This window comes from Oceanobacter kriegii DSM 6294 (assembly GCF_000422845.1).
GTDB lineage: Bacteria > Pseudomonadota > Gammaproteobacteria > Pseudomonadales > Oceanobacteraceae > Oceanobacter > Oceanobacter kriegii.
Map to the genome: position 1 here is coordinate 114,669 of NZ_KE383931.1, position 11,903 is coordinate 126,571.

11 protein-coding genes are annotated in these 11,903 nt (G+C 55.6%); 9 read left to right on the forward strand and 2 right to left on the reverse strand.

Going from position 1 to position 11,903, the window contains the following annotated elements:
• Positions 1–6: 6 nt before the first annotated feature.
• The 9 genes from ccoO to fnr all read left to right on the forward strand — a co-directional run bounded on the left by ccoO (position 7) and on the right by fnr (position 8,176).
• Complete coding sequence (gene ccoO, locus G516_RS0113795) at positions 7–612, forward strand: cytochrome-c oxidase, cbb3-type subunit II (protein WP_028294138.1); 606 nt, start codon at positions 7–9, stop codon at positions 610–612.
• A 4-nt stretch (positions 613–616) separates the two neighbouring features.
• Entirely contained in the window at positions 617–793 is a 177-nt protein-coding gene (locus G516_RS0113800; RefSeq protein ID WP_028294139.1) for a CcoQ/FixQ family Cbb3-type cytochrome c oxidase assembly chaperone, read from the forward strand.
• Positions 794–795: 2 nt separating this feature from the next.
• On the forward strand, positions 796–1,716 hold the full coding sequence (gene ccoP, locus G516_RS0113805) for a cytochrome-c oxidase, cbb3-type subunit III (RefSeq protein ID WP_028294140.1): 921 nt from the start codon (positions 796–798) through the stop codon (positions 1,714–1,716).
• 193 nt (positions 1,717–1,909) lie between these two features.
• Positions 1,910–3,313, forward strand: coding sequence for a cytochrome c oxidase accessory protein CcoG (gene ccoG / locus G516_RS0113810; RefSeq protein WP_028294141.1), 1,404 nt, complete (start codon positions 1,910–1,912; stop codon positions 3,311–3,313).
• Between the two features lie 102 nt (positions 3,314–3,415).
• On the forward strand, positions 3,416–3,919 hold the full coding sequence (locus tag G516_RS0113815) for a FixH family protein (protein ID WP_084645070.1): 504 nt from the start codon (positions 3,416–3,418) through the stop codon (positions 3,917–3,919).
• Entirely contained in the window at positions 3,916–6,411 is a 2,496-nt protein-coding gene (locus tag G516_RS0113820) for a heavy metal translocating P-type ATPase (protein ID WP_028294143.1), read from the forward strand. The genes G516_RS0113815 and G516_RS0113820 overlap by 4 nt, the downstream gene beginning before the upstream one ends.
• Before the next feature lie 47 nt (positions 6,412–6,458).
• Complete coding sequence (gene ccoS, locus G516_RS0113825; protein WP_028294144.1) at positions 6,459–6,671, forward strand: cbb3-type cytochrome oxidase assembly protein CcoS; 213 nt, start codon at positions 6,459–6,461, stop codon at positions 6,669–6,671.
• On the forward strand, positions 6,668–7,324 hold the full coding sequence (locus G516_RS0113830) for a sulfite exporter TauE/SafE family protein (RefSeq protein WP_028294145.1): 657 nt from the start codon (positions 6,668–6,670) through the stop codon (positions 7,322–7,324). The genes ccoS and G516_RS0113830 overlap by 4 nt, the downstream gene beginning before the upstream one ends.
• Positions 7,325–7,417: 93 nt before the next feature.
• Positions 7,418–8,176: a fumarate/nitrate reduction transcriptional regulator Fnr gene (gene fnr / locus G516_RS0113835; protein WP_051219437.1), complete on the forward strand. Its 759-nt coding sequence runs from the start codon at positions 7,418–7,420 to the stop codon at positions 8,174–8,176.
• A 74-nt stretch (positions 8,177–8,250) separates the two neighbouring features.
• Here the strand turns inward: fnr and G516_RS25190 are convergent, their stop codons facing one another.
• Both G516_RS25190 and G516_RS0113845 read right to left on the reverse strand, forming a co-directional pair.
• On the reverse strand, positions 8,251–10,272 hold the full coding sequence (locus G516_RS25190; protein WP_028294147.1) for a methyl-accepting chemotaxis protein: 2,022 nt from the start codon (positions 10,270–10,272) through the stop codon (positions 8,251–8,253).
• A gap of 292 nt (positions 10,273–10,564) precedes the next feature.
• Positions 10,565–11,902, reverse strand: coding sequence for a tetratricopeptide repeat protein (locus G516_RS0113845; RefSeq protein WP_028294148.1), 1,338 nt, complete (start codon positions 11,900–11,902; stop codon positions 10,565–10,567).
• Position 11,903 lies beyond the last annotated feature (1 nt).

An 11,903-nucleotide genomic window follows, 5' to 3' on the forward strand; every position in this document is an offset into this window, starting at 1 on the left:
GAAATGATCAAACACGAAACTATTGAAAAAAACCTCCCCTTGATGGTGGTTCTGATCGTCGTTGCTCTGAGCTGGGGCGGTCTGGTGGAAATCGTTCCACTGTTCTTCCATGAAGACACCAACAAGCCGGTTGAAGGCCTCAAGCCACTGAGCGCCCTCGAACTGGAAGGCCGTGACATCTACATCCGCGAAGGCTGCCACGTATGTCACACCCAGATGGTTCGCCCATTCCGTGCTGAAACCGAGCGCTACGGCCCTTACTCCGTCGCTGGCGAGCACGTGTATGAGCACCCATTCCTGTGGGGCTCCAAGCGTACCGGTCCTGACCTGGCACGTGTTGGTGGTCGTTATTCCGACGAATGGCACCGCGCTCACATGTACAACCCACGTGACGTAGTACCTGAGTCCATTATGCCGTCCTACCCTTGGCTGTTCGAATACAAGGTAGATGGTCGTGACACACCGAAGAAGATGGAAGCCCTGCGTATGGTCGGCGTGCCGTACACAGATGAAGACATCGAAAATGCCAAAGCCGCCGTGGATGGCAAGCCTGAGATTGAAGCTCTGGTTGCCTACCTGCAGCAACTTGGCACAGTGATCACTAAACGGTAACCCTATGGATATTAACGACGTACGCGGTCTCGGGTCGGTCTTTGCACTGGCCGCCATGCTCGGCATTTTCTGGTGGGCCTACGGCTCCAGTCGCAAGCAACGCTTTGACGAAGATGCTGAAATTCCGTTCCTGGACGATGACGACGGGTCCGTGTACGACGATAAAGATCGGAGTAAGTAAAAATGTTAAGTACTTTCTGGCAAGTATGGGTTACCGCCATTGTGGTGGGTTCCATCATAGGCTGCGGCATCCTCATCATGTACACCAGCAAGGGGATGCGCAAAGAAGAAACCGACGAGACCACAGGTCACGCCTACGACGGTATTGAAGAAATTGATAACCCGCTGCCACGCTGGTGGGTGTTCATGTTCTGGGCCACCATCGTATTCGGCCTGGGCTACCTGGGCATGTACGGTCTGGGTAACTTCAAGGGTCTTGTCACCGTAACCGTTGACGGTGAAGAAGTGGCCTGGAGTTCCGCCAACCAGTGGAAAGCCGAGGTTCAGGCGTTCGACAAGGACATCGCTCCGCTGTACGCCAAATACTCTGCAACTCCGGTTGAAGAGCTGGCCAAGAACGACGAAGCGCTGCAAACCGGCCAGCGTCTGTTCAAGTCCAACTGTGCGGTATGCCACGGTTCCAACGCCAAAGGCGCACTGGGCTTCCCGAACCTGACCGACAACGACTGGCTGTACGGTGGCAACCCTCAACAGCTGACCATGACCATTGCTAACGGCCGTCAGGGTGCAATGCCAGCCTGGGAAGCCATTCTGGGCGACCAGGGCATTGATGACATGACCGCTTATGTCCGCAGCCTGTCTGGTCTGAAGCACGATGAAGCCGGTGCTGCGACCGCCGCACCGCTGTTCATGCGCAACTGTGCCATCTGTCACGGCGCTGACGGCAAGGGCAACATCATGATGGGTGCACCAAACCTGACCGACGATATCTGGCTGTACGGTGGCTCCACCAAGCAGATCGAGATGACCCTGCGTCACGGTCGTATGGGCAAAATGCCAGCGCACAAGGAAATCCTGGGCGCCAACGCGGACGCCAAGATTCACCTGTTGGTGACCTACGTGTACTCCTTGACCAACAAGTGAGCCGCGTTTGTTTCAGCTCATTCCAGCAGGCTTGAGCTGAAACAAGAAACCCCGAAAAAGCGGCCTCCAAGCCGCTTTTTTTTCAGCTGTGAAATATCAAAAACTATATAATCAAAACGTTATATAGATAAGCTGACGCCAGGGACACCCCCGCTCAACGCCAGCACCAATATGCAACCAGGTGACACGCTGTATGAGTAATATTCCCGTCAAAGATGTGACCCCAAAACAACAATCCATGTACCAGAAACGCGAGAAGATCTACGTCCGCGAGATCATTGGCGTGTTTCAGAAAGCCCGAACCTACACCCTCTGGGCGCTGATGCTGGCCTACTACGGCGTGGTATGGCTTAACTGGGACGGCCGTCAGGCAGTGTACTTCGACCTGCCCGCGCGACAGTTTCACGTGTTTGGTGCCACTTTCTGGCCACAGGATTTCATTTTGCTGTCGGCTTTGCTGATCATCGCCGCATTTGGTTTGTTCACCGTCACCAATCTGGCCGGACGACTCTGGTGCGGTTACACCTGTCCGCAATCGGCATGGTCCTTCTTGTTCATGTGGGTGGAAGAGCGCACCGAAGGCACACGCAACCAACGCATCAAGCTCGACAAGGAGCCGATGAGCCTGACCAAAGCGCGCAAGAAAGGGCTCAAACACAGTGCCTGGTTGTTTATTTCCTTAATGACCGGCGTCACCTTTGTGGGCTATTTCTCGCCGATTCGGGAATTGATCCCCGACATCCTTGTTTTTAACCTGAACGGCTGGGAGCTGTTCTGGATTGCCTTCTTCACTGCCGCCACCTATATCAATGCCGGCTGGATGCGCGAGCAGGTCTGCATTTACATGTGCCCTTACGCCCGCTTCCAGTCCGTGATGTACGACGAGGACACCTTGGCCGTGTCCTACGATTTCAATCGTGGTGAACCCCGCGGCCATCGCAGCAAGAAAAAGGACCCGGCACAACAAGCCCAGCTCGGTGACTGTGTTGATTGCTCACTATGTGTACAGGTGTGCCCAACCGGCATCGATATTCGTGATGGCCTGCAATACCAGTGCATTGGTTGCGCTCTCTGCATCGATGCCTGCGACTCCATTATGGCGAAACTCGACAAGCCCAAGGGCCTGATTCGCTACACCACCGAAAACGAACTGGAAGGCAAGAAAACCCACATCATGCGGCCGCGACTGTTTGGCTACGCAGCGGTACTGACGCTCATGGTCGGCGCACTGGTGTATGCCCTCGGCACACGTACTCCGTTCGAGCTGGACATTGAGCGCGACCGCGGCCGTCTGTATCAGCTGACGCCAAACGACACCGTCATCAACAGTTTCACCCTGAAGATGATGAACATGTCACAACAGGCCAACACCTACATTCTGAGTGTCGACGGGCTGCCAGCGGCCGAAATGGAAGCCGATTCCGAATACACCCTCAACACCAATGAAATGCGTGAAATCGCCCTCGATCTGGAGCTGGACCCCAGCGTTGCCAAACTGCCGTCCAGCAAGACCAACATTGAGTTCGTCGTGGTCAACAAAAACAGCGGCGAAGAAGTCGCCCGGGTTGAAAGCCGGTTTATTGCGCCACGTGGGTAAAACCCCTTTTATCTGGTCGCACACGCTGGCCCAAGTGGTTAAACTTGGGCCAGCTATTTGTGCGGTTAACTACACTCCGCAGCAGTATTCCATGGGAGTCCTATGAAACAGCAAGCTTCAGAACAAACCCGTCCCTGGTACAAGGAACCCATAATGTGGCTGGTGGTCGGCGTACCGCTGGTGACCGTTTGCTGGGGTATGGTCATGCTGACACTGGCGCTCAGCTCGAAAGACTCTCTGGTCAGCGACAGCTATTACAAGGACGGCATGTCCTACACCGAAAACACCGAGATTGACCACAAGGCCGGTCGCCTGCAAGTGCGCGCCAATCTGGTGATCAGTGACCACGAAGCGCGCCTGAATCTGCAAGGCTATTTCGATGAAGAACCCAATATGCTGTTGCTGCGTCTGATTCACCCGACCCTTCAGGACCGCGATGCCGATGTATTACTGCAACGCATTGCCGACGGCCTGTACGTGGGTGCTGCAGAAGTGGATTTGCCTTCCCGTCGCCATATCTGGTTGCAAAGCCCGGATCAGGGCTGGCGAGTACGTGCCACTGAAAACCTCAGCGACGGCCAGGTCATCACCCTGATCGCAAAATGAACCAGTCTACTTACTCCTGTTTCCATTGCGGTGAAACCACCAGCAAGCAGGAAGGCGAACGCTGGGCCACCGAGATTGATGGCCAGCGACAACTGATGTGCTGCCCCGGCTGTAAAGCCGTGGCAGAGACCATCGTTGCCAGCGGTCTGAAAGACTACTACCGCCATCGCACCGAACTGCCGGAGCTGTCGCCTGCCGACGTTGAGCACGACGATCTCGCCGCCCGCGACACACTCACCCTCTATGACAGCGAAGCCATGCAGCGTCGCTTTCTGGCGCATCTGCCCGATGGCAACGTCGAGGCCACACTGGTGATCGACGGCATCAGCTGCGCCGCCTGTGGCTGGCTGATTGAACACCGTTTGCAAGCCCACGATGCCATCGCCAGCGCCACCCTGAATTTGTCCAACCACCGCCTTGTCGTAAGCTGGTCACTTGATGCCTTGCCTGCCTCCAGCCTGATGGAACTGATCTATCGACTGGGCTATCGGGCTTCGCCATTTTCGGCCACCTCGGAAGAAGCCAGCCGCGCGGCAGAAAGCAAGCGCGCCATTCGACGGCTGGCCGTTGCCGGTATCGGCATGATGCAGGTGATGATGCTGGCGGTACCGCTCTATGCTGGCATGGCGCCACAATACGAAGTGTTCATGCGAATGGCATCCATGGTGCTGAGCTTGCCAGTGGTGCTTTACTCAGCACGGCCATTTTTTGAAGCCGCCATCCGCGACCTCAAAACCCGCCATCTGACCATGGACGTGCCGGTATCGCTGGCCATCTTCCTGGCCTTCTGTGCCAGCATCTGGAGCACCTTCAATCAGGGTAAGGAAGTCTATTTTGACTCCGTGTGCATGTTTACCTTCCTGCTGTTGTTGGGGCGCTTTCTGGAAATGCAGGCACGCCACAAAATGGGCAAATCCGGTAACAACCTGCTAACGCTGCTGCCGAACGTCGCGCTCAAGGTTGAATCCGCCACCCAGCTTGAACAGCAAACCGTCATTGCCGCAGAAGATATCCAGCTGGACGATCTGCTGCTAATCAAACCCGGCGCATCGATTCCTGCCGATGGGGTGGTGGTTCATGGCCAAAGCCCGGTGGACGAAGCCGCGCTGACTGGCGAATACCTGCCGATCAACAAGAAGATCGGTGATCGGCTGATTGGCGGCACGGTCAACGTCGAATCGCCATTGGTGATGAAAGTAACCGCTACCGGTGCCGAAGCGCAGCTGTCGACCATCGTTCGACTGATGGACCGGGCCCAGCAAGAAAAACCCAAAGCCGCGTTAATTGCCGACCGCGTGTCCAGTTACTTTGTGGCCGCCGTGCTTGTTATCACCAGCAGTGTGTTTGCATTCTGGTGGTGGCAAGGCAACGATCACGCCTTCTTTATTGCCCTGTCTTTGCTAGTCGTCACCTGCCCCTGCGCCTTGTCGCTGGCAACGCCTACAGCCCTGACCGCAGCCACCGCCGCCCTGCGCGAACAAGGCCTGTTGATCAGCCGTGGCCACGTACTGGAGGCCTTGCCGGGCATCGACCGGGTGGTGTTCGACAAGACCGGCACACTGACTCATGGCAAGCTCAGCATCGAGGCCGTGGAGCCGTTGGCAGAACTCTCCCGCGAACAGGTTCTGGCCATTGCTGCCGGGCTTGAACAAGCCAGCAGCCACCCGATTGCACGGGCTTTCCGCAAACGCCAGGCCGCTCAGGTTACCGATATTGAGCAGACCACCGGCTTTGGCATACAGGGGATTTGGCACACCGATGGCCAACAGAAAACCGTCCGCCTTGGCCGTGCTGACTTCGCCTGCCAACAGCCTCCGGCCATGCCGAGCAGTCACCCCCATGGACAGTGGCTACTGTTGTCCTGCGAACAACAACCACTGGGCTGGATTTGTTTGGGCGACAGCTTACGCAAGTCGGCCGCAACCTTGATCAGCGGCTTGCAGCAGCATGGCATCAAAACCGCCCTACTAACCGGTGACCCCAGCGCTTCAGGCACCGATATGGCGACAGCCCTGAAGATGGATGCTGTAGCCACCGGACTGAGCCCGGAACAAAAGCTGGCGCAAGTCAAAAAGTGGCAATCCCATGGTGAAACTGTCTTGATGGTTGGCGACGGCATTAACGACGTACCGGTACTGGCGGCCGCCAACATTGCCATTGCCGTCAGCGAAGCGACTGATCTGGCCAAAACCAACGCCGACGCATTACTGACTGGCGGCCAACTGGATGTACTGGTCAGCGCCATTGAGACTGCTCGCCGCACCCGCGCTATCATCAAACAAAATATTGGCTGGGCACTGGGCTACAACCTGATTGCCCTGCCAGTTGCCGCCATGGGCTATGTGCCACCATGGGCCGCTGCCATTGGCATGTCGTTTAGCTCCCTGCTGGTGGTTGGCAATGCCCTGCGACTGGGGCGAGTACCGTCCAAACAGGCTCCGGCGGCTATGCCAGCAACAACAAAATCCACTACAGAGCCTGGCACTGCCTGATCAACGGCAGCCTAGCATCAACACGAGTTTTTCTCCGGATAACTGCGATGGATATTATCTACATTCTGGTTCCGCTCTCGATCGTGCTGCTCGGCATCGCCGTCAGTATTTTTTTCTGGGCGGTCAAAGCCGGTCAGTTTGACGACCTGGAATCCCCCGCCCACAAAATTCTGTTCGATGACGACGAACCTCAAACGCCCCGCAGCGACTCTCCGCAAGAAGCTGCATCGGACAATCCGGACTCCGGTCCCAAGCCATGACCGAACCGCTATCGTTACTCACGGCGCTGCTGCTCGGTCTGTTTGGTTCGTCGCACTGTCTGGTCATGTGTGGTGGTATTGGCGCTGCGATTGGTAGCCAGCCAGGAAAATCGCCATTTTTGAATGTTTTCGCCTTTAATCTGGGCCGAATCACGACCTATGTCATTTTTGGTGGTGTTGTTTCGGTGGTAGGTTTGTGGCTGCAACAGCTGCAGACCGAAATGATGCTGGTGATGCGCAGTCTGGCCGGGGTGTTATTGGTTCTGATGGGCTTGTATGTTGGCCGTTGGCTGATGTGGCTCACCCATTTTGAACAAGCCGGTCAACACCTGTGGAAACGTATCCAACCCGCTACCGGTGCGCTGTTAACCAAACAAGATACCCCCAGCCGACTACTGCTGGGGATGCTCTGGGGCTTGCTGCCCTGCGGCTTGATCTACAGCACCTTGAGCTGGGTCGCCGCCAACGGTGATCCCGTCATGGGCATGTTGAGCATGTTATTTTTTGGATTGGGTACCCTGCCTGCGCTATTTGCCAGCTCGCTGGCGGCCCGATCCATCAGCACGTTTTTGAATCTGAAATCTATAAAGCAACTGGCTGGCGCCCTGCTGGTTGGATATGGCCTCTGGACCCTCTGGGCGATTTGGCACTGACAATATCCAACTTGACAGTCGGACTATCCGACAAGACCATACGCGGTTCAAGTCAGATGGATCTGGCGCTTCAGGCCAGTAACGGTACTCACTATGAAAACGAACTCTATTGCTCACCCACCGCTGCGTGGCAATCAGCCTCACTGCCAAACCTGCTCCCTTAACGCCCTGTGCTTGCCCCTGTCGCTCAGCGACAGCGATATGGAGCGTCTGGACGATATCATTCGCCGCGGGCGCCCGATTCAGAAAGGCCAGCTGTTGTTCCAGCAAGGCGACGAGTTTCAGTCTGTGTTTGCCGTTCGTACCGGTGCGCTGAAAACCTACACCCTGGCCAGCAACGGCGAAGAGCAGATTACCGGCTTCCATCTGGCCAGCGAATTGATTGGCTTGGCAGGCTACGATGGCGGCAACTACCCGCTGACGGCCAAGGCGCTGGAAACCACCACTGTGTGTGAAATTCCGGTACACCAGCTTGAAACCCTGACTGACGAGCTGCCAGACCTGCGCAAACAGCTGATGCGCACCATGGGCAGCGAGATTCGTCACGACCAGAACATGATGCTGCTGCTGAGCAAGAAAAATGCGGAAGAGCGTGTTGCCTCTTTCCTGATGGATATCTCCAACCGCTACGCCCGCCGTGGCTTCAGCGCCACCCACTACCGTTTGCCGATGTCCCGTGTTGATATCAGTAATTACCTGGGTCTGGCCGTGGAAACCATCAGCCGTGTATTCACGCGCTTTCAGAAGAATGGCCTGATCGAAACCCAGGGCAAGGAAATCATCATCGCCGATATGGATCAGCTTCTGGAAATGGCTGGTCTGATTGACCACGCCGAGTGCGAAACGGAATAACCTATTACGTGATGTTATTGAAAAGGCAGTGCTCAGGGACCCTCCCTGGGCACTGCCTTTTTGGTTTCTGGCCGCTACCTTCGCTGTAGGGAACGCAGGGTCTGAATGGCTTCAACGTCCTGATCAATACGCGACATGTTTTCCATCATGCTGTTGATGTAACGGGTCGAGTCGCTCACCTGCTTACCCGCTTCCAATGACGAATTCACCAAACTGGCCAGCTCACCACTGAGCATCTGGCTGCCACCTGAGATACGCCCAAGAAACTCTTCCGTATGGGCAATGGCTTCCTGAATCGAGCCAATGGAACCGGTAACGGCGTTGATGGTGTCGCCGGTTTTATTGAGGCTGTCCTGGGTTGTGTGTGAGAGCTGACGCACTTCGTCGGCCACAACGGCAAACCCGCGCCCTGCCTCCCCTGCCCGAGCCGCTTCAATCGCCGCGTTAAGCGCCAACAGGTTGGTTTGATCGGCAATTCCCGAGATGGCCGACAGGATTTTCAGCACTTCCTCAGAGTTACTTCGCAGCGTACCCACGGTGGAATGAAGCTGCTCACGCTCGGCGCTTTGCTGTTCAATATCATCGGAAAACCCCAGAAACTTCTGCTGCACATCGGTCAGGATGGTGCCCGTTTGTTCTGCGTAGTCCGACACCTTGTCAAAGCTTGAAGCAATGGTATGCAGCATGGCGCGGTATTCGCCCAAATGCTCCACCAACGTGTTTTGCAAACTGTTGATGCGCTGCAGGCTATTAATCTGCATTTGCAGGTAATACTCGCGGAACTGGGCATAGTGAAGGGCAAAGTTGTCGGCATATTCATCACTGAATTTGGCACCTTGCGGCACCCGAAACAGACACAACGCCGTCAGTGTCTGGTTCATATGAACACCCAGCAATTCACCGAAGGTGGAAAATCCGGCCACCGGGATGTCCTTGAACTCGGTAACCCGAGACAGGTTCTCGGCGTTATTCAAACGCCGCAGAATGCAGTCATTGGCCAACATGGCAATGGGACGGCCGGGTTTGCCACTCATCATGCGGTTAAACGCACTGTGGGTGGTACCCGCAAAGTCCATCGGTCTGACCAGCATTAGCTCATCACCAAAATCGAGATCGCAGAAAAAGCTGACCGAGCCCGATTCCAGGTCGATGGCGGCAATGGATCGAATAAACAGCTCACCGCCAATTTTCACCGCAAACGACTGTTTGCCCAGCGCCGCTTCCAACCCATCGCGAGAGCAATGCAGTTGTTCGCACAGAGCGTCGACAAACGGAATAATCGCATGGTCGGTTTCCCGCAGTACCGAACGGACTGTGCGCGTGTGAACATCGGCCTCGGCAATCACAAAAGACGTCGCCGTTGCTTCAAAATTGTGAGATTTGACGATGCCATACCGTACGTCCGCCGCCAGCTTGACGAAAATCACCATGGCAGCGTTACGAGCGATGCGATCGCCGTCGTAAATCAGCGCGCTCTGAAAATCCAACTTGCCCCCTGCCGAACCGCCCACAAAGTAGCATGGGAAACGGCCACTGGCGTACAGAGCCTGCATAAAGAAGCTTTCCGAGGCAGTGAGGCCATCAAAGAAGGTCAGCGCCAGACTGTCCTGGGCGTTGATGGCAAAAGGAACCGACAGCTTGTCGATTTCAGAGCGGATCATCGCCACCCGCTGGTCACGGTCGTAGCGAATCGCGCCGGACTGCATGTCTTCACAGTGCAATGGCACCAACTGGATAGACACGTCGCTGAACACGATGGGGCTGAAGCTTTGCAGCACAATGTTGTCCCAGCTGCCGTCAGCATCGTGATACAGACTAGCGCCACAGCTGCTTAGCTCGCCGGCGGTCATGATCCCTACTACCCGCTCCGCAAACGGCATTGCCTGTTTAAGCCTGCCAAGGGTGGTTTCAAGATCAAGGTGTGGCGACACATAGGCAATCACCAGTTTGCTATTGCCTTGCCGAAACGCCAGCTGACTGGCCAGTACCCCGGCATCTATCTGAGAGCTACTGCACTGGTAGACCCGAACATCTTGCTCACCAGCCTGCTGGGACTGCTTTTTTTCTGCGGATGCGCCAAAACCAAACCACGACATAAACGGATTCTCATGCTATCAGGAGCCATCTGATAACCCGCGCTATCGTGCTTTGGCCGATAACGATCGGATTCATCAGGAATCTATTAACTCTAGTAAAGGCATGTGCGATCTGCACAATCGGGATTGATCTGGCGCAAATTAAGGTGCTGAAAGCCTTCAGCTATTTCCGGACTCTGAGGTCTGTGCCGATCGGAAGTTAGAATCAGAAGTTAAGATCAGGAGTTAGAACTGAAAACGAGCGAGCCCATGGCTCGCTCCATAAAAGATCACGTCATTGAGAGGCAGGCGTTTAGCGAATGCGCGGCAGCAACAGATCCACCAGCTCCCACTCGATGTAGGTTACGGCTGGCTGTTTGGACACCGCTTTCAGATACTTGCGGGCACTGCTTCGTTTGCCCTTTTTCCAGTATTGGTACGCGGTATAAAAATAGGCTTCGGTTTTCTCACAGCCGTTAGATGCCATATCGATCAAGTCGGTGTTGGCTTCATTGGCATCCAGATACTGGCCAATCAGTAACTGCCAGTCGTTAGCGTAGCCGCTGTTTTCTACCAGCGGTGCAAAGTCTTTCTTGCCGCTCATAATCGCAACCAGCCACTGTTTAACCGCCAGTCCCAGCAAGAAGGGCTTACCTTCCAGTTCGCCCGGGTAATTCTCGAGGTATTTCATCGCACGAGAATCGTGCTCATCAGCCATCATCGACATCGCGGCGTACAACGGGTCAACCGCACCCGGGTAGCCTTCCTCCAGGCGATCCAGCCAACGCGCGGCAGCACCATAGTCATTACTGGCCACCGCCAGTTCCTGCAAGAACACCAGACTGTCGACCGTTTCTTCAATCGAGTTCGCTTTATTGGCAGCATGGCGAGCGAGCTTGTAACGACCACCGTCGCGGTACAGTCTGGCAGCGTCGAGGTAGTATTCGGCGTTGTCAGAGGCCGCAGCGGCTTTCGAATACAAGGTCGCAGCTTTCAGCAGGTAATCCTTGTTTTCGTAACCACAACTGCCCTGCCATGCCAGATCATCCAACGCCATTGCCTTACGTGCCTGCAAGTTTGGATCGCCATCCAGATTCTTGATCTGGTTAAAAGAGAACAGCGCCAGGTTCGAGTGTTTATCCATGGTCAGCAAGTTGGCCAGAAACACCCAGATACGCTCTGCGCCGCGCCCTTCCCGAATGGTCTTCTGCAATAGCTGCATCACTGCCGGATTGTCCGCGCCGTTCAGGAGCAGTTGCATGGCATCAATGTACTCCGGCGGCGTGTAGTCCAATCGGGCGAACTCCGGTAGCGCCACATAGTACTGTTCCAGCTGCTCCGAGGCTTGCAGGTTCATGCTATCCAGAGCAAATTGCATGCGGTATTGGCCATCCAGAACCGCCGTGCTGTGCGGTAGATACTGACGCGCTACGGTAAAGTGCTCCAGCGCACGGGTGGCAATATCGCGGGCTTCCTGTGGGGATTCTGCGGCGTCCAGTTGGGCCACAAGAGCCTGCGCCATGCCCAGGTTCACTGAACCCGGCAACGTAGAATCGGTGTGAAAGGCCAAATCTTCTGTGGGTTTCAGGCCTGTACTCTTCATACAGCCGCCAACTAGCACAGTGGCCAGGATCATCATCAGCAACTTCATC

Coding starts and splice junctions, on each gene's coding strand:
- G516_RS0113800 (WP_028294139.1), top strand. CDS start 617: ATGGATATTAACGACGTACGCGGTCTCGGGTCGGTCTTTGCACTGGCC.
- ccoP (WP_028294140.1), top strand. CDS start 796: ATGTTAAGTACTTTCTGGCAAGTATGGGTTACCGCCATTGTGGTGGGT.
- ccoG (WP_028294141.1), top strand. CDS start 1,910: ATGAGTAATATTCCCGTCAAAGATGTGACCCCAAAACAACAATCCATG.
- G516_RS0113815 (WP_084645070.1), top strand. CDS start 3,416: ATGAAACAGCAAGCTTCAGAACAAACCCGTCCCTGGTACAAGGAACCC.
- G516_RS0113820 (WP_028294143.1), top strand. CDS start 3,916: ATGAACCAGTCTACTTACTCCTGTTTCCATTGCGGTGAAACCACCAGC.
- ccoS (WP_028294144.1), top strand. CDS start 6,459: ATGGATATTATCTACATTCTGGTTCCGCTCTCGATCGTGCTGCTCGGC.
- G516_RS0113830 (WP_028294145.1), top strand. CDS start 6,668: ATGACCGAACCGCTATCGTTACTCACGGCGCTGCTGCTCGGTCTGTTT.
- fnr (WP_051219437.1), top strand. CDS start 7,418: ATGAAAACGAACTCTATTGCTCACCCACCGCTGCGTGGCAATCAGCCT.
- G516_RS25190 (WP_028294147.1), bottom strand. CDS start 10,272: ATGTCGTGGTTTGGTTTTGGCGCATCCGCAGAAAAAAAGCAGTCCCAG.
- G516_RS0113845 (WP_028294148.1), bottom strand. CDS start 11,902: ATGAAGTTGCTGATGATGATCCTGGCCACTGTGCTAGTTGGCGGCTGT.